Genomic DNA, 15,958 nt, shown 5'->3' with positions numbered 1-15,958 from the left:
TTACCTGAGCGGCAGCACCAGATTGACCTGATTATCCCCCTGAACGGCGTTGTCTAGGATGCCGACCCGTACGAACGACAAGAGGGTCGAGATGCGAAAACTTTCGCTGTTGTTAATTCTGATCTCACTAGCTGGAATACTGCCTTCCACCGAATCCTACGCCCAGAGTGCATTGCGGGGTGCGGTTATCGGAGGTGCCGTTGGCGGACGTCGCGGCGCTGCCATAGGAGCTGCCGCGGGTGCTGTTGCCGGTGCCCACCGGCGTCACCATTGGCACAGTTATTATTGGAGGAACGGTAGTTGCTGGTATCGTTCGCGCAATGGAAGGTCTCATCGCGTGTCGCACCGATATTGCCGCTGAGTTGCTCGAACCCGCCGCGCACAGGAAGAGACCAATGTCGAAAATCTGCCTTTCATTCATTTCATGTTGCATGGTCGCTCTCGCAGGACCTGCGTTCGCGCAAGCACAACCTGTTCGCGTCGGGGGGTTAACTTGCGATACCGGTCCCAGAGTGGGTTTGGTGCTCGGCTCGCGGCAGAACTTGCGGTGCGTTTTCAGGTCGAACGCAACGGGCCGCCACTATGATTATAGCGGCACGATGAGCCGGCTTGGCCTCGATGTCGGGGTCACCGGCGGGGGACGATTGTTCTGGGGGGTGTTCGCACCGACCTCGCATGTCGGGCGCGGGACGCTGAGAGGAACCTATGTGGGCGCCAGCGGCAATGCGTCGTTAGGTATTGGCCTCGGCGCCAACGTACTCGTCGGCGGATCCCATCGCACGATTTCGCTGCAGCCACTGTCGGTCGAAGGCCAGGTTGGTGTCAATCTGGCGCTTGGGGTGGCCCGGCTGACCCTCCGATAGCGAAATGACTGCCTGGCACAACTCTCGTGTGATGCGCAAGTCGCTGTCACAGATCCGGCAATGATGGCCGCTCACTTCGTCTTCGCGCCGAGCACGATGGCGTCCGTTCGGCCCAGCCTTGTGTTCATCGTTACCTCCTGCGCAGCGCCAGCTACATCAGCGGCGTCACATCGCGTCAGGCTATCGACTCACTTGCGGTATTGCTCGTCGCTGACCTTATCGAGCCAATCGACGTTCTTGCCGCCGATGGATTCCTGTATCGCGATGTGCGTCATCGCGGTCGTGGGCGACGCGCCATGCCAATGCTTGAGTCCCGGCGGAAACCACACGACGTCGCCGGGCCGGATTTCCTCGACCTGACCGCCTTCACGCTGCACCCAACCGAGCCCGGCGGTGACGATCAGCGTCTGCCCGAGCGGATGCGTGTGCCATGCGGTCCGGGCACCGGGTTCGAAGGTGACCTGTCCGGCGCCGACGCGGGCGGGATCCGGCGCCTGAAACAGCGGATCGACCCGCACCGTTCCGGTGAACCAGTCCTGCGGGCCCTTCTGAGAAGGCCGGGATCCGTTTCTCTTGATATCGATGTCCATGGAAAACTCCTTTGGTGTTTCGGACGCGAGCGCCCGCGTCCGGTGAACTCCGATCGTAGCGGCGGCGCCGCCGCCGACGAGCACGCCTCTGCGCGTGATCATCATGTTCCCCGGTTCATCGCGGGGATTGCCCTGCTGCCTTAGCGCGGGCGCTTTTCGATGACGTCCTTGACAACCGGCGCCGCCGAGAAGGCGTTGGGCCAGCCCGCATAGAAGGCGAGATGGCCAACTACCTCGCCGGCCTCCTCCCTGGTCAATCCGTTGTCCATCGCACGGTTCAGGTGATAGGTGATCTGGGCGACTTGTCCGGTTGCAACGAGAGCGCTCACGGTGACGAGGCTGCGGTCACGCGGAGCAAGGCCCGGTCGCAGCCAGAGATCCCGGAACAGCACGTCCGTCGTGTACTTGACGAGGCTTGGCGTGATCTCGCCGAACTGCTCTCCGACGCGGGTCGCGCGTTGCTTCTCGGCGGCCTCGTCGAGGGGTAGCCGCGGTCCCGATGCCGGCGGGAGCTGATCGGTCCCGATGTTGCGGCTGTTGAAGACGTCCTTCGCCGCCGGGATCGCGTCCATCGCGTTCGCCCAGCCGGTGTAGAACGCGAGGTGCGTGATGATCTCGGAGATCTCCGCCGGCTTCACGCCGCTGTCCAGCGCAAGACCGAGATAGAACGGCAGTTCGACCGTCTGATCGCGGGCGATGAGCGCAGCCAGCGTGACGATGCTGCGGTCCCGCGGCGAAAGACCGGAGCGCTTCCAGAGATCGCCCAGAACGAATTGCTGCGCATACTGCTCCAGCGCGGGCGCGACGGCCCGGATGTCTTCTGATGTCGGCATGTGACTAGCTCCTTTGGGGGATGCCTGTTCCGCGGCGGCAGCGCCGCCCACGATCAGACAGAACGAAAATATGGTCGCGGCGAACACTCTCATCGCGGGCTTCCTTCGGTCGTCGCGGGATGCGCCATCAGCCATGACGCGACGAGCGCAGCACCGAGGACGGTCACGGCGCTGGCGAGAAACACGACGTTCAGCCTCGCGCCGACCGCGATCAACCCAAGCGCAGGGCTCGCGACTCCCTGCGCGAGGTCGAGAAAGGCGGTGTAGGCTCCCATGGCAAGGCCGCGGCTCTGCGCCGGTACCCGCCGCACCGCTTCGACGCCGAAGCCGGGATAGACCAGCGAGAAGCCGAAGCCGGTGAGCGCGGCGCCCGCCAGGGCCATCTCGGGTCGAACGGCAAGCCAGATCAAGGCCTGGCCGGCGGCTTCGATCACCGCGCAGACCAGCGCGACCTTTGCGCCGCCGATCGCATCGGCGACATGGCTGAAGAATATCCGCGCCAGAATGAAGGCGACGGCGTAGGCGGTGTAGGCGAGCCATCCGTTGTCCCATCCCCGGCTCGCGAACAGCAGGGCCACGAACGTGGTCACCGCACCGAAGCCGACACTGCCGAGAGCCGAGCCGAGACCCGGTACCCACACGGCGCCGATCACTTCGGCGAACGAGACACGGGCGTGCTGCACCGGTGAAACCGTCGGAACGGGCGCGACGAGCAGCAGCGTCAACAGTGGAGCCGCGGCGGTGGCGACCGCGATCGCAGGAAAGCCGTAGGCGGCGTAGAGAGCGGACCCCGCTGGTGCGCCGATGGCGAAGGCCGCGAACATTGCGGAGCCCACCCAGGCGATGACCTTGCCCGAGCTCCCGACATCGACAAGCGCCAGCCCCCAGCTCACGGCGGCCGTGATGATGAAGCTCTCCGCGGCACCGAGCAACGCCCGCCCCAGCAGGAGAATCGCGACCGATTTCAGCGGCGCATCGCCAAAGCCAAGCGACGTCAGATAGAGCACCCCGGAAGCCGCGGCCGCGAGCAGGCCGACGACCACCGCGCGCTTGGCTCCGCTTCCATCCGAATAGTGGCCCGCCCACGGTCGGGAAATCAGCGAAGCCACGAACTGACTGCCGGCGACGAGGCCGACGACGAAGGTGCCGAACCCCAATCCATCGTGCACATGAAGCGGAAGAACCGGCATCGCGATGCCGATGACGAGAAAGGCAACGAAGACCACCCCCATGATCGGTAGCAGCGTGGCTACGACGCGCGGGGCCGCGACGGGTTCCTGCATGGTTGTTGCGGACATGCGGAGATTACAGCTCCTGCCTGATGGGATCTTTGACGGCTTCAGTCATCGGCTCTTGCCTTCTTGCTTGAGACGGCGGTGCCGCCGGACGGCTGGTCTGAACCTAAGCCTTCCGTTCGCCCATGATTAGGTGATAGATTTTGAATGCAGTCATTAGGACCACTTATCAATGCAACGAGAAGACGCGAGCGACCTGCTGGCGTTCCTTGCCGTGGCGCGGGAGCGCAATTTCACCCGTGCCGCCGCGAAACTCGGCATGACGCAGTCTGCCCTCAGCCAGATCATCCGCAATCTGGAGGAGCGGATCGGCATCCGGCTTTTGAACCGGACGACGCGCAGCGTCACCCCAACTCAAGCTGGAGAACGGCTGTTCCTCAGCATTGGGCCCAAGTTCAGCGAGATGGATGCCGATCTCGCCGCGCTCAGCGAACTTCGCGAGAAGCCGGCGGGGACCGTTCGCCTGACGGCGACGGAGTACGCAGCCGCCGCGATCCTGTTGCCTGCCCTCGGCAAGATCCTGCCGAAATACCCCGACATCCATGTCGAGATCGTCATCGACTACGGGCTCACCAACATCGTGGCGCAGCAGGTCGATGCCGGCATCCGACCGGGTGAGCTTGTCGCCAAGGACATGATAGCCGTGCGGGTCAGCCCAGACCTCCGGATGGCCGTGGTTGGTTCGCCTTCCTACTTCGCCGAACGCAAACGGCCGAAGACGCCGCAGGATCTGACGCACCACAACTGCCTCAACCTCCGCCTGCCGACTCATGGCGGCAGCCTGTACGCGTGGGAGTTCGAGAAGAACGGGCGCGAGCTCAAGGTGCGCGTGGAGGGACAGTTGGTGTTCAACAGCGCTGGCCTTCTCCTCGACGGGGCCCTCAAGGGCCTGGGCCTTGCCTATCTTACGGAGGGTCACGTGCAGCAGCACGTTTCCAAGGGCCAGCTCATCCGGGTGCTTTCGGATTGGTGTCCGCCATTCTCGGGCTATCACCTCTACTATCCCAGCCGGCGGCAGCCTTCCTCCGCCTTTTCGGTGCTGGTCGAGGCTCTTCGATATCGCGGGAAATAGTGCTCCGTTGAACCGGAACGCGAATGGACGACACTATCCCCGTGGACAGTAAACGGCCTCGCCCGCTCACGGGCGATGCGGGGGAGCATCTCGCATGCGACAACGAAACTGGCGATTGGTTGCGGTGGGCACGGTGCTGCTGGTGCTGGCTGCGCTGTTCTTCCTGTCGATGCGCGACATGACGCTGTGGTCCGATGATCCTGCGGCGCTGATGCGGACGGTCGGCGAGGTCGCCGGCGCCGTCGGCGGCATCAGCCTCGTCATGATCGCGTTCGGCCTGATCGGCAGGAAAGCGCCGGTCTGACGAGGCGTCGTTCGAAAACGCTTCGCGACCGCGGCATCACGCCTCCGCTATTAGGGCAATCGCATATGGCAGTTTGCGCGATCGCAGCGCGCGCCTCGTCCTTCGAGACGACCGCTTCGCGGTCTCCTCAGGATGAGGCTAAGTGGCATTGGAGTTGGTCGAAACGACGGCCGCACACTCGGTCCTCATCCTGAGGGCCCGCCAACGGCGGGCGTCTCGAAGGATGGCTACGGGGGGAATCGCTCCCATATGCGATTGCCCTCCCTCCGCTATGGGGAGGAATAACAGGTCCTCGTTGCAAATCTGAATGTCAGAACCGCGCATCTCGCGCGGGATGGCATTTGGAGGCCGCGATGATCACCTCGAAGCTGTTGGTTGCGCTCGCACTCGTCTCGACGATCGACGCCGCGTCGGCGCAATCCTTCCATCCGTCGGTGGCTGGAAGGGAAACGACTACAAGACCCTGGACGGCTCCGATCGGCCACCGCCAGCCGCATGCGGCCGACGTTCCCGCGACGACCACGGGAATGCAGGATCTCCGGGATCAGGAGGATGCCAGTGTGGATCGGAAGATCAGCGGCATCTGCCGGGGCTGCTGATTGAATCTTTCGGCAGGTTCGACAATCGACGTTCGCTTCTGGCCCCGAAGCCGTTCGCGAAGCAGCGCAGCGTGTCCGCTCCGCGCGGGCGATATCGCGTGGAACTCCCAACCTTCATGTTGCCGAACAAGAGTTGGCGTTAACGACGTTTAACGGTTCCGGTCTGAGTGGGAATCGCTTCGAGGTTTCTTAAAATTTGCTGGGTACCTCTTCCGGGCAATGTGATCCGGGGAAAGATATGGGTAAGCGGACCAAACGTGGAAAGGCGGCGACATTCGCACTCCCGATGGTCGCGAGAGTTGCGATTGGCGTCGTGGCCGTCGCCACATTGGGATACGGTTTGCTGTCTCGCCCGGCGGCCGTTCAGCCGATGCGGAGGCTGTCCGTGCACGAGGCCCAGGCCTCGTCATCTCCGGTTTACGTGGCAACTCCAGTTCATGCATCAGCGCCAGCTCCGGCTCCGATTTCGGCTCCGGCGCCGCTGGTCGAACCACCAAAAGCCGCTGACGGTCCCGGAGCATTTGTCCGGCAGGTGGTTGACTACGCGAGCCATCAGGCTCCAGGCACCGTGATCATCGATACCAAAAACACATTCCTCTATTTCGTTCTGAACGACGCGCAGGCGATGCGTTACGGCATTGGCGTTGGTCGCGAAGGGTTCACATGGTCCGGTGAGCAGACGGTGGCCCGCAAAACAGAATGGCCGGATTGGCGTCCGCCTGCCGACATGCTCGTGCGTCAGCCCTATCTGCCACGGTTCATGGCGGGCGGTCCCACCAACCCGCTCGGCGCCCGGGCGATGTATCTCGGCGAGACCGACTATAGAATACACGGCACCAACAAGCCCGATACGATCGGGAAGCGGGTTTCGTCCGGCTGTATCCGGCTGACCAACGAGGACGTCACGGACCTTTATGAGCGGGTGAAAGTCGGAGCGAAAGTGATCGTGCTTCCGGCAGCCGCTGCCCGCCGTCCATCCCAGGGAGCGCCACCCGACGCCGCATTCCGATCGCCGGACCCGGCATCGCCGTCGAACCGGCCCTCGGCAACGAACGCGCAGATGCTGTCATCCGGACCGAGGATCGCCGAGGCCCGGTAACTCGGTCCTCAGCCCCGGTCTGAGGTCTGAGGTCTGAGGTCTGAGGTCTGAGGTCTGAGGTCTGAGGTCTGAGGACTGAGGCGGCAATTCGAGTCGTCGCTTTCAAGTCCTCTGACCCAAACGAGACATTTCGGGAGTCGACAGCAATTGCGTTTTCAGGCCTTTGGGGTGGAGGTCGCCTTGCTTTTGAGCTCCGATAGCTGATCCGTGTCATAGCGAGCCCGCAACTCCGCGATTGTCGTTGGATCCGCACCGCCTCGCGCCACCGTCTCGGAGAGTTCCTCGAAATAGCGCTCGTGGCCGGGCGGAGACACTGTCATGAGCACGCGCGCGATGGTATCGGACGCGTTGGCGATGTTATGTGGCACGCCCGGCGGCAAGAAGAGATAAGTGCCAGGAGTCGCGCGCACGTGTTCGTCGCCGACCTGCCAGTCGCACTCGCCCTCCAGTACATAGAACGTCTCTTCCTGCACCCGGTGGACATGCAGCCCGGTGGAGAAGCCGGGCGGGACTGTCCACTCGAACATCGAGGTGTGCCGGGTATCGCTGCCGGTGACCAGAAATCCCATCGGCTGGCCGGCCAGTTTGACGGATTTGCCTTCCCCGGGGCGTCGGATGATCGGCTGTCGGTTCATGATGACTCTCCCGATTGGTGGTCTAGGAGCTTGAATCTGCCGGTGAACCATCCAAAGGTCGTGAAACATCTCCGAAACTGTTGCAAAATGTCACCGAAATGACCGAGCAACCCGCGCCAGCAACCTACAGATTCGGCTCCTTTTCCCTCGATGCCGAGACCGGCGCGCTGCTTTGCGAGGGTGTCCCAAGCTTGCTTGGTCAGCGCGGCACAGCGCTGCTGCGCCTTCTGCTGGAGCGCGCCGCAGTGCCAGTCAGCAAGGACGCGCTGATCGATGCCGCGTGGCCCGGGCTCATCGTCGAGGATAGCAATCTCACTGTGCAGATTGCGGCGCTTCGCCGCGCACTCGAGCCAGGTGGCGGAGGCTGGATCGAGACCCTACCACGTCGCGGCTATCGCTATATTGGCCCGCCGGTGACGCGCGTCGAAGCGAATGCGGCCGACGCCGCTCGACCGGCCGCGCTTTCTGTACCAGAAAAGCCTTCGATTGCGGTGCTGCCGTTCGAGCAATCGGGCGAAGCCGCCTGGTTTGCCGACGGCATGGTCGACGACATCATCACCGGACTGTCGCGCATCAGGTGGCTATTCGTAATCGCCCGCAACTCGAGCTCCGTTTGGCGTGATCGTATCGCCGGCGTGGAGCAAGTCGGCCGCGACCTCGGGGTGCGTTATGTCCTGCAGGGCAGCGTGCGCCGCGCCGACGATCGCGTCCGTATCAACGCGCATCTCGCCGACGCCACAAGTGGTGCGCAGATCTGGGCCGAACGCTACGACCGCACCGTGGGCGACTTGTTCGCCCTGCAGGACGAAATCGCTCTCGCCGTCGTCGGCGCCATCGAGCCGAGCCTGCGCCGCGCCGAGGTTGAGCGCATCCGCCGCAAGCGGCCTGACAGTCTCGATGCCTACGAGCTTGTACTGCGTGCGCAACCGGATGTTGATTCCGGTATGCCCGAACGCGCTACGGCCGCTCTGACGCAACTTTCGCGCGCGCTTGGTCTCGAACCCACCTACGGCCTCGCCCATGGACTGGCCGCGATGTGCCATCATAACCGCTTTCTGCGCGCCGGGCTCAAGGAAGAGGACCGCCTCGCATCGGTGCGGCACGCGCGTCTTGCAATCGAGCATGGTCGCGACGATGCGCTGGCGCTTACCTATGCCGGGTTCTCGCTCGGCATGGACGCGCACGACCGCCAGGCAGCTTTCGCTGCCTTCGAAGCGGCGCTTGCCTTAAGTCCATCGACCGCGCTTGCCTGGATCCTCGGCAGCGTCGTCGCCGGATGGGCGGGCGAAGCGGAGCGTGCGATCGATTGGAGCGAGCGCGGCATGCGCTTGAGTCCGTTCGATCCTTGGGCATTTGCGGCTTACGACGCCCAGGCGCTCGGTCATTTCAATCGCGATCACTACGCCGAGGCAGCCAGCGCCGCTTACAAATCCAACCTCGCCAATCCCGCTCACAGCATCACCTGGGTGCAACTCGCCGCATCGCTTGCCGCGCTCGGACGTATGGAAGAGGCGAGGGCCGCGGCAGCTTGCGTGCTGGAATTGCAGCCCGGCTTTCGCATCAGCGGACAACTCGCCGGCGTGGATTGTGCGCCTGAATTGGCATCGAAACTAGGTAAGGCCCTCCGCGCATCTGGACTGCCAGAATGATCCGCCGACACCCAAACAGGTCGGCCATTGGCCCTGGCAGACGTTGGCGGCGCTCGCCGGCGGGGAAGGAGGAGCATTCGGCTCCGCCTCCGTCGCGCCCGCTACGCGCCCTTACGAATTCTTCTTCTTCGCTTCGACGTATCGCGCAAAACTGTCGAGGATTGCCTGCCAGCCGCTTTGCTGCTGCTCGACCGAATGCGTCTGCTCGCCATCGAACACGACGCGGACGACGACGCCCTTCGCCCCGGGCACGAACTCGACCTCGGCCTTGCGGTCGCCGAACGCATATTCGATCAGCTTGTGCTCGACGATCGTCGTGTAGGTGCCGGCGAAGTCAAAACCCATGCTGCCGTCCTTGGCTTCCATGCGCGACGAGAACACGCCGCCCTCGCGCAGGTCGACCGTCGCCTTGGTCGTATGCCATTCGTCCGACGCGGCGTTCCACTTCACGATGTCGGCAGGCGTCGTATAGGCACGCCAGACCTGATCGATGGGGGCTGCGACGCTGGTTTCGACGGTGATCCTCATGGGTATTGCTCCAGTTCGATTGTGACGGCTCGAGGTGACGAGATCACTTCAAATGTGCGGGGTCCATGTCCAGCACGTCAAGGAAGTGTCCCCCAAGGACGATCGAGACCAGTCCATGCCGACATGGTTGCGCCATCGATGCGGTAAAAAGTGGAATGAGGTGCCGTCAGAGCGCCTGTCGACCATCCAGGAGCGAATTAGCAGCCGCGGTCAGGGCTGAACCGGGAACGCCGCCACGATTGCGCGCAGCAGTCCCGCGTTGCTGAAACCGATATCTTCCCGCGTCATTCCCATGCGCAGGATCACCAGTTTGCGCGAGGGAATGATCGCTATCACCTGGCGGAGATGCCCTTGCATCATGAAGGTGTCGACGGGGAGATCGAACCCCTGGCCTTTGGCCAGCCAAAGCTGTCCACGACCGTAGACCGGGCCGTGGCCCTCATCGGAGACCGCGACAGGCGAGCGCATATAGTCGACGAAGCCCGCCGGCAGAAGCTGCCGGCCGTTCCATTCGCCGCCCAATCGCAAGAATTCGCCGAACCGCGCCCAATCGTGCGCGGTGGCATAGAGGAAGGCTTCGCCGAGAAACGTGCCGGCCTCATCGGCTTCGATCACGGCGCTGGTCATGCCCAAGGGGTTGAACAGACGCTCGCGCGGGAAAGACGGAGCCGCCTCGCCAACCGCGTTCTGCCACAGCCGCGTCAGCAGGACGGATTCGCCGCTGGCATAGTTGAATCTCGTGCCCGGCGGGGCGGCGAGTTCACGATCGCGCGCGAAAGCCGCCGCATCCCTCACCAGATATTCCATGCGCCCGGGATCAGTGAGCCGCCCCTGATCTTCGTTCCATTTCAGTCCGCCGGTCATGGCCAAGAGATCGGCGATCGAGATCTCCGCGCGGGCGCCGCCCGCCCATTGCGGAAACAAATGCTTCTGGTGGAACGACAGCTTGCCGTCCTTGATAGCCATGCCGACCAGGGCCGCCGTGACGGCCTTGGTCATCGACCAGCCCAGCAAGGGCGTCGACGCAGCAAAGCCCTGGCCATAGGCTTCAGTGACGATACGCCCGTCATGGACGACGACGATGGCGCGCATGCCCGGGCCTTGCAGAACCGGATCGTTCACCGCCGCCTGCAAACGTGCGTTGTCGGACAACTGCACCTTCTCGCCGGCTGGCCAAAGCGCGTCGACGCTTGCCCTGGGCGGGAGTGGCTGCGCGGCGGGGCGACTCCAGGATTGCTCGTTCAGGACATTGGTGCAGCCCCGTCCTTCGATATATTGCGCGTGACGCTCGGCAATGAATCCGAAGAAGCCCGCATCGACGCGGTGATCGGCGGCGTTGACGTCGATCTTCATCAGACGGAAGGCCTGATATCCGAGGGCCAGCAGGTCAGCCTGCACGATCGCGTCCACGTCGCGCCCGGCCATGAAGACATTGGAGCAGACGGTCTTCGCCGCAGCGGCGGAAGCGAGTTGCAATGTGTCCTGACGGGCGATGACGATCCAGCCGACCAGTCCCACGATCGCCAAGGCCAAAATGCCGACGACGAAGCCGAAGATTCTGAGCGCCCAACGCATGATCTTTCACCCGAGCCAAGGCGCTTCTACTACAGCGGGAAGATGGTTCCAAGATACTGGCCATGGCAGTCAGGCGAAGTCGGCGATAAAACTGCGCTAACGGACACCGAACACACCCCCGTTGGAAACAAGACGATGGCTCTCTGGACGGCGGCTACAGTTGGACTGGTGATCGCGTATCTCTTCGGCTCGATTCCCTCGGGCTATCTGGCAGGAAAACTGCTGAGGGGCATCGACATTCGCGAGCATGGCTCCAGATCCACCGGCGCCACGAATGTCTTGCGGACTCTCGGCAAATGGCCTGCGCTGGTGGTGCTGATCGCCGATGTTCTGAAGGGCGTGGCCGCCATCTTCGTTGGCCGCTGGTTCTGTCCCTGGCTCATCACCGAACTATCCACGACGCCGCCGATGGCGGCTGAACTGCAAGTCTGGGTGCCGTGGGCGGTGTGCCTCGCCGGAATCGCCGCGCTGCTGGGCCATGGCCGCTCGATCTGGCTGAATTTTACCGGCGGCAAATCCGCGGCGACCGGGCTCGGCGTGCTGCTCGGAATGTCGTGGCCGGTGGGACTGGGTGCGGCGGCGGTCTTCGGCATCATGCTGGCAATTGCCAGGATCGTTTCGCTGAGCTCGATGCTCGCGGCGTTGACGGCCATCGTCATCGTCTGCGGTTTCGAGCACCCGTGGCCGTATCGGCTTCTGGTGATCGCAGGCGGCCTCTACGTGATCATCCGCCATCGCGCCAACATTCGCCGGCTGTTGGCGGGGACGGAACCGAGGCTGGGGCAGAGTAGCGCGGACGTGAAGGCCGAAGCGCAGGTCTGATGCGCGATCAATTCACCGCCTGAAGCGCGGCCGTGAAGGTGGCGAGATCGGCGCGCACCGGCTCGCCGGACGCCCATTTGGGAAGGTCGCGCGCGCCGCCGAGGTTCACAGCGCCGACAGCCCGGGCGGGGCTTTGCGCATGTGCGAGGCTTGCTCATAGGCATAGGCCAGACGCAACAGCTTGTGCTCGCTCCAGGCACTACCCGCAAAGCTGACGCCGAGCGGATAGTCCGGCGTGTCCTTGTCGCCGGCCCCCGAGACGAAGCCCGCGGGCACCATGACGCTGGGATAGCCCGCCTTCGCCGCAATCACGCAGCCGCTGCTGCCGGGAAACAGCACCGCATCGAGCTTGTGCTGGTTGATGTAGGCGTCCATGCCGCGCGTCCTGGCGGCGAGCAGGTCCATCGCGCGCGCCGATTTGTACTCGCGCTCGCTCAAATCGCCTTTGGTGAGGTCGGCGGCGAGGAACAGGTCCTGGCCAAAGCGCAGTGCTTTCTGCGCGTGCGCCGCGTTGAAGGCGATGACGTCGGCCATGGTCTTGATGTCGGTATTGGTCGCCCAATCCCTGAGGTAGAGATTGAGCCCGTACTTCAGTTCGTAGAGGAAGACGATCGGCGCCCCCGTCGGATTGCCCTTGTTGCTGCTCAGCGGATTGCGGTTGAGCACGGCCATGCCGGTGCCCGGCCCTCCGATCCATCCACGCGTCGGCATGTTGGCGCGCACGATGACGGCGCCGAGATCCTCCATCACCTTGATCGCTTCGGTCATCACCTTGACCCAGTCGGGTTGCAGCTTGCCGTAATAGCGATCGTTTGGCGGATCGGTCGGGTCGTTCGGCACGCCGATGCGCGCGCCCTTCATCGCATCGCGCGACAAGCCCGCCGTGTAATCGGCCGGCCGCCGTTGCCGCTCTGTCGCGGGATCGCGCTGGTCATGGGCGGCCAGCACATTCAAAAGCATCGCCGCGTCGCGCACGGTGCGTGTCATCGGGCCTGCGGTGTCCTGGCTGTGCGCGATCGGCACGATACCGGCGCGGCTGATCAAGCCGACAGTCGGCTTCACCGTAACGAGGCCGTTCATGCTTGCGGGGTACAACAATGAACCCGAGGTCTCGGTGCCGATCGAAGCCGCGCACAGGCCAGCCGCCACGGCGACCGCCGATCCCGAACTCGATCCGCCCGGAGACACCAGCGGGATGTCGTGATCGCCCATCAGCGCCGGCGCATAAGGGTTTTTCACCTGGCCGCCCAACGACGAATAGCCTCCGGGCATCTCGATCGCGAGGATGTTGGCGAATTCGGTCAGGTTCGCCTTGCCGAGGATCACCGCGCCTGCCTTGCGCAACAGCTTGACGACCGTGGCGTCACGCCTGGCGCGCGCACCCTCCAGCGCCAGCGAGCCTGCCGTGGTCGGCTGCTTGTCGGAGGTCGCGATGTTGTCCTTCACCAGGATCGGCACGCCGGCCAGCGGCCGCTTGGCCGACGGCCTGCTGCCGTCGAACCTGCCTGCGATCGCGAGCGCATCGGGATTGAGCGCGCGGACGGAGTTCAACATCGGCCCGGCGCGGTCATAGGCCGCGATCCGCGCGAGATAGGCTTTGGTCAGCGCCGTCGCGGTGAGCTGCCCGCCGGCCAGGGCATCGATGATGTCGCTCATCGACGCGTCCTCGAGCGCGGGCGTCGCCGCGGCGCGGCGGGTTGGCTTCTTCATGACGTGCCTCTTGGGCGGACAACTGCTACATCATGTAGCACTTATACCGATTGCGCGACAAGGTAATCGCCGAGTCTGACGCGAGCGGAACAATGCCTGGCCGACCCATCACCTTGATCGCCGCGACCAAATAGACCACCATCGCATTTCACCGCTCACGCCAGAATGAGCGAGGAAACGCGGACATGGACGCAACTGTCGGAATTGATCTCGTCGAGCGGGCGCGGGCCATCGCGCCGCTGATTGCTGATAAGGCCAACGAGATCGAACGGACGCGGCGGTTGACGCCTGATGTCGTCAACGCGCTGATCGAGAACGGGCTCTACCGCGCGCTGCTGCCGCAGAGTCTCGGCGGATCGGAAGCGCCGCCAGACATCTTCATGCAGATGCTGGAGGAGATCGCGAAGGCCGATGCGTCCACGGCCTGGTGCCTCGGCCAATGCAGCGTCTGCGCGATGATCGCAGCCAGCCTCGACTACGACAGCGCGCACGAGATCTTCAACAGCGCCCCCGGCATCCTCGCCTGGGGCGCGGTCGCGCATGAGGCGCGCGCGGTCGAGGGCGGCTACCGCGTCACCGCACGCTGGGATTTTGCCTCGGGCTCGCGGCAGGCGAGTTGGTTGGGCGCGCATGTCCGCATCGTCAATGCCGACGGCACGCCGCGCAAAAATGCCGACGGCGCGCCGGAGATGCGCACCATCCTGTTCCCGCTCGCGAGCGCCGAGATGCACGACGTCTGGCAGGCGATCGGGCTCGCCGGCACCGGCACCGATTCCTACGAGGTGCACGACCTCTTCATTCCCGATCGCTTTGCCGTGTTCCGCGACGTGCCGAGCGCTTTGCGCGAACCGGGCCCGCTCTACCGGCTCCCGACCGGTTCGACCTTCAGCCTCGGCTTCGCCGCGGTCTCGCTCGGCGTCGCGCGCGCGACGCTGGATGCGGCGATCACGCTGGCGTGCGCAAAGCATCAGTCGTTGGCGGCCAGTGCGATGCGCGACAACCAGGCGGTTCAGGGTCTGATCGGCCGCACCGAGGCGGATTTGCGCGCCGCGCGCGCCTATCTCTATGCTACGGCGAATGCGATGTGGCGCGACCTCTCGGCGACCGGCACATTCAGCCCGGCATATCGCAGCGCCGTCCGCCTCGCCGCGACCTGGACCATCCAGCAATCGGCCAAGGTGGTCGACACCGCCTATCACATGGCCGGTGCCACAGCGGTGTTCCGCAGCAATCCGTTCGAACGACGTTTTCGCGACATGCACGCCATCACCCAGCAGATCCAGGCGCGCGACACGCATTATGAGGATGTGGGGAAGATGATCCTTGCGAGCGGAGTCGACGCCGGCCGCTGAATTCGTCTACGCCTTGCGTGCGCCGAACAGGCGGCCTCGCCAGCCCATGCCGATGACGACGGCGATCATCACGAGCCACGCCGCGGCGGCAGCGAGGTCGACGATACGGTCGCCTCCCGAGCAAATGCCGTGATTGACGCAGGCGCGGGACAAGATACCGCCCTGGAGGAGGGCGGCGAGCACGCCGAAATAGAGCAAGACACCGAACGCGAGATAGACCACCGTCACGAGCGTGCGCCGCAACCGCGAGGGCATCGCCGGATCGTCCTCGCTCCGCTCCGTGATGAATTGCCCCGGATTGGCCTTGGCCGGATCGCGAATCTGCACGGTCGAGTGGGTCAGGAGATCATGAACCGCCTGATTGCGGCGGGTGGCCACCATGGTCAGGAACGAGTACCAGCCCAATAGACTCTTCAGCGCAAAGCGTCCGAGAGCCCTGGCAAGGCTCAGATTGCCGCCATCATCGGCGACGACGCGCAAATTGGTCCAGGCGTGACCGAGCGTGGCGCCGCCACACCAGACCATCACCGGTTCGTACAGCAGCAGGATCAGAACGACCACAGCGCCCAGGGCCCGAGCCAGGACATCGCTCTCGACGTTGCTCGCCACCATCAAGGCGCCAAACATCAACGCCATCGCCAGGGTCCAGTCGAGAAACATGGCGCGCAGCCGCCGTGAGAACCGTGCATAGCGCGGCATGTCAGGCGCGATCGGCGCAGTGAGGCTCATGGGCGCTGGTCTCCGGCTCAATCGTCAGACGCCCGACAATGGCGGAGGTCGGATCATGCCACCAGCCCAGCGATCTCGCCGAAGGTTGTATCTGCGCTGCGTTGCGCCTTCAAGAGGCTGATGATCTCCCGAGATTGCGACCGCAATGAAGGTACGCTCCCTCGCCCCGTTCTTACGGGGCCGCGACGAGCTTCGCTCGCGCTGAGAGGGTTGGGGTGAGGGACCTCTCTCCACACGTGAGATCGTCGATAGACCTGTACCCCCTCACCCGGATCGCACCGGACGATGCTTCGCATCGCCGAG

17 protein-coding genes are annotated in these 15,958 nt (G+C 64.1%); 9 read left to right on the top strand and 8 right to left on the bottom strand.

Translation table 11 applies throughout. The features are described from left to right. Positions 1 to 58: 58 nt before the first annotated feature. Together ABIA96_RS23870 and ABIA96_RS23865 are read left to right on the top strand one after the other, a co-directional pair. Positions 59 to 361: a glycine zipper domain-containing protein gene (locus ABIA96_RS23870; protein ID WP_354139491.1), complete on the top strand. Its 303-nt coding sequence runs from the start codon at positions 59 to 61 to the stop codon at positions 359 to 361. Further along, a complete protein-coding gene (locus ABIA96_RS23865; RefSeq protein WP_354139574.1) occupies positions 243 to 863 on the top strand; it encodes a DUF992 domain-containing protein in 621 nt (206 codons plus the stop codon). Before ABIA96_RS23870 ends, ABIA96_RS23865 begins: the two co-directional genes overlap by 119 nt. A 188-nt stretch (positions 864 to 1,051) precedes the next feature. Here the strand turns inward: ABIA96_RS23865 and ABIA96_RS23860 are convergent, their stop codons facing one another. The 3 genes from ABIA96_RS23860 to ABIA96_RS23850 all read right to left on the bottom strand — a co-directional run bounded on the left by ABIA96_RS23860 (position 1,052) and on the right by ABIA96_RS23850 (position 3,584). Further along, on the bottom strand, positions 1,052 to 1,447 hold the full coding sequence (locus ABIA96_RS23860; protein ID WP_354139573.1) for a (R)-mandelonitrile lyase: 396 nt from the start codon (positions 1,445 to 1,447) through the stop codon (positions 1,052 to 1,054). Between the two features lie 146 nt (positions 1,448 to 1,593). After that, the gene (locus ABIA96_RS23855; protein ID WP_502918848.1) at positions 1,594 to 2,379 is read right to left on the bottom strand and encodes a carboxymuconolactone decarboxylase family protein; all 786 of its coding nucleotides are present in this window, start codon (positions 2,377 to 2,379) and stop codon (positions 1,594 to 1,596) included. Further along, positions 2,376 to 3,584 (bottom strand): arabinose transporter, encoded by a 1,209-nt coding sequence (locus tag ABIA96_RS23850; protein WP_354139489.1) that lies wholly within the window; start codon positions 3,582 to 3,584, stop codon positions 2,376 to 2,378. The genes ABIA96_RS23855 and ABIA96_RS23850 overlap by 4 nt, the downstream gene beginning before the upstream one ends. Before the next feature lie 169 nt (positions 3,585 to 3,753). On the opposite strand from ABIA96_RS23850, the gene ABIA96_RS23845 reads away from it, so the two are divergent. The 4 genes from ABIA96_RS23845 to ABIA96_RS23830 all read left to right on the top strand — a co-directional run bounded on the left by ABIA96_RS23845 (position 3,754) and on the right by ABIA96_RS23830 (position 6,655). Beyond that, the gene (locus ABIA96_RS23845; RefSeq protein WP_354139488.1) at positions 3,754 to 4,653 is read left to right on the top strand and encodes a LysR family transcriptional regulator; all 900 of its coding nucleotides are present in this window, start codon (positions 3,754 to 3,756) and stop codon (positions 4,651 to 4,653) included. Between the two features lie 94 nt (positions 4,654 to 4,747). After that, entirely contained in the window at positions 4,748 to 4,957 is a 210-nt protein-coding gene (locus ABIA96_RS23840) for a hypothetical protein (RefSeq protein WP_354139487.1), read from the top strand. Positions 4,958 to 5,310: 353 nt separating this feature from the next. Continuing rightward, positions 5,311 to 5,556 carry a hypothetical protein gene (locus tag ABIA96_RS23835; protein WP_354139486.1) on the top strand — a complete coding sequence of 82 codons (246 nt, stop codon included), beginning with the start codon at positions 5,311 to 5,313 and terminating at the stop codon, positions 5,554 to 5,556. Positions 5,557 to 5,794: 238 nt separating this feature from the next. Continuing rightward, the gene (locus ABIA96_RS23830) at positions 5,795 to 6,655 is read left to right on the top strand and encodes a L,D-transpeptidase (RefSeq protein WP_354139485.1); all 861 of its coding nucleotides are present in this window, start codon (positions 5,795 to 5,797) and stop codon (positions 6,653 to 6,655) included. Positions 6,656 to 6,810: 155 nt separating this feature from the next. On the opposite strand, the gene ABIA96_RS23825 is transcribed toward ABIA96_RS23830, so the two are convergent. Beyond that, positions 6,811 to 7,290 carry a cupin domain-containing protein gene (locus ABIA96_RS23825; RefSeq protein ID WP_354139484.1) on the bottom strand — a complete coding sequence of 160 codons (480 nt, stop codon included), beginning with the start codon at positions 7,288 to 7,290 and terminating at the stop codon, positions 6,811 to 6,813. A 98-nt stretch (positions 7,291 to 7,388) separates the two neighbouring features. On the opposite strand from ABIA96_RS23825, the gene ABIA96_RS23820 reads away from it, so the two are divergent. Beyond that, entirely contained in the window at positions 7,389 to 8,939 is a 1,551-nt protein-coding gene (locus tag ABIA96_RS23820) for a winged helix-turn-helix domain-containing protein (protein WP_354139483.1), read from the top strand. 111 nt (positions 8,940 to 9,050) lie between these two features. On the opposite strand, the gene ABIA96_RS23815 is transcribed toward ABIA96_RS23820, so the two are convergent. Next, positions 9,051 to 9,467, bottom strand: coding sequence for an SRPBCC family protein (locus ABIA96_RS23815; RefSeq protein ID WP_354139482.1), 417 nt, complete (start codon positions 9,465 to 9,467; stop codon positions 9,051 to 9,053). Positions 9,468 to 9,677: 210 nt separating this feature from the next. Further along, on the bottom strand, positions 9,678 to 10,559 hold the full coding sequence (locus tag ABIA96_RS23810; protein ID WP_354139481.1) for a serine hydrolase domain-containing protein: 882 nt from the start codon (positions 10,557 to 10,559) through the stop codon (positions 9,678 to 9,680). A gap of 618 nt (positions 10,560 to 11,177) precedes the next feature. Between ABIA96_RS23810 and plsY the strand changes: the two genes are divergently transcribed. Continuing rightward, positions 11,178 to 11,864 carry a glycerol-3-phosphate 1-O-acyltransferase PlsY gene (gene plsY / locus ABIA96_RS23805; protein WP_354139572.1) on the top strand — a complete coding sequence of 229 codons (687 nt, stop codon included), beginning with the start codon at positions 11,178 to 11,180 and terminating at the stop codon, positions 11,862 to 11,864. 105 nt (positions 11,865 to 11,969) lie between these two features. Here the strand turns inward: plsY and ABIA96_RS23800 are convergent, their stop codons facing one another. Further along, entirely contained in the window at positions 11,970 to 13,574 is a 1,605-nt protein-coding gene (locus ABIA96_RS23800) for an amidase family protein (protein WP_354139480.1), read from the bottom strand. Positions 13,575 to 13,759: 185 nt separating this feature from the next. Between ABIA96_RS23800 and ABIA96_RS23795 the strand changes: the two genes are divergently transcribed. Continuing rightward, complete coding sequence (locus ABIA96_RS23795) at positions 13,760 to 14,926, top strand: acyl-CoA dehydrogenase family protein (RefSeq protein ID WP_354139479.1); 1,167 nt, start codon at positions 13,760 to 13,762, stop codon at positions 14,924 to 14,926. A gap of 6 nt (positions 14,927 to 14,932) precedes the next feature. Here the strand turns inward: ABIA96_RS23795 and ABIA96_RS23790 are convergent, their stop codons facing one another. After that, entirely contained in the window at positions 14,933 to 15,655 is a 723-nt protein-coding gene (locus tag ABIA96_RS23790; RefSeq protein WP_354139478.1) for an RDD family protein, read from the bottom strand. Positions 15,656 to 15,958: the final 303 nt, after the last annotated feature.

It is taken from the genome of Bradyrhizobium sp. LB11.1 (genome assembly GCF_040549385.1).
In the GTDB taxonomy this organism is placed as follows: domain Bacteria; phylum Pseudomonadota; class Alphaproteobacteria; order Rhizobiales; family Xanthobacteraceae; genus Bradyrhizobium.
The sequence above is the reverse complement of the archived record's forward strand: the minus strand, read 5'-3'. Positions and strand labels throughout refer to the sequence as shown.

What these genes read in the sequence shown, in the direction of transcription:
- ABIA96_RS23870 (WP_354139491.1), top strand. Translation starts at nt 59, where the DNA reads ATGCCGACCCGTACGAACGACAAGAGGGTCGAGATGCGAAAACTTTCG.
- ABIA96_RS23855 (WP_502918848.1), bottom strand. Translation starts at nt 2,379, where the DNA reads ATGAGAGTGTTCGCCGCGACCATATTTTCGTTCTGTCTGATCGTGGGC.
- ABIA96_RS23850 (WP_354139489.1), bottom strand. Translation starts at nt 3,584, where the DNA reads ATGTCCGCAACAACCATGCAGGAACCCGTCGCGGCCCCGCGCGTCGTA.
- ABIA96_RS23845 (WP_354139488.1), top strand. Translation starts at nt 3,754, where the DNA reads ATGCAACGAGAAGACGCGAGCGACCTGCTGGCGTTCCTTGCCGTGGCG.
- ABIA96_RS23840 (WP_354139487.1), top strand. Translation starts at nt 4,748, where the DNA reads ATGCGACAACGAAACTGGCGATTGGTTGCGGTGGGCACGGTGCTGCTG.
- ABIA96_RS23835 (WP_354139486.1), top strand. Translation starts at nt 5,311, where the DNA reads ATGATCACCTCGAAGCTGTTGGTTGCGCTCGCACTCGTCTCGACGATC.
- ABIA96_RS23830 (WP_354139485.1), top strand. Translation starts at nt 5,795, where the DNA reads ATGGGTAAGCGGACCAAACGTGGAAAGGCGGCGACATTCGCACTCCCG.
- ABIA96_RS23825 (WP_354139484.1), bottom strand. Translation starts at nt 7,290, where the DNA reads ATGAACCGACAGCCGATCATCCGACGCCCCGGGGAAGGCAAATCCGTC.
- ABIA96_RS23820 (WP_354139483.1), top strand. Translation starts at nt 7,389, where the DNA reads ATGACCGAGCAACCCGCGCCAGCAACCTACAGATTCGGCTCCTTTTCC.
- ABIA96_RS23815 (WP_354139482.1), bottom strand. Translation starts at nt 9,467, where the DNA reads ATGAGGATCACCGTCGAAACCAGCGTCGCAGCCCCCATCGATCAGGTC.
- ABIA96_RS23810 (WP_354139481.1), bottom strand. Translation starts at nt 10,559, where the DNA reads ATGCGCGCCATCGTCGTCGTCCATGACGGGCGTATCGTCACTGAAGCC.
- plsY (WP_354139572.1), top strand. Translation starts at nt 11,178, where the DNA reads ATGGCTCTCTGGACGGCGGCTACAGTTGGACTGGTGATCGCGTATCTC.
- ABIA96_RS23800 (WP_354139480.1), bottom strand. Translation starts at nt 13,574, where the DNA reads ATGAAGAAGCCAACCCGCCGCGCCGCGGCGACGCCCGCGCTCGAGGAC.
- ABIA96_RS23795 (WP_354139479.1), top strand. Translation starts at nt 13,760, where the DNA reads ATGGACGCAACTGTCGGAATTGATCTCGTCGAGCGGGCGCGGGCCATC.
- ABIA96_RS23790 (WP_354139478.1), bottom strand. Translation starts at nt 15,655, where the DNA reads ATGAGCCTCACTGCGCCGATCGCGCCTGACATGCCGCGCTATGCACGG.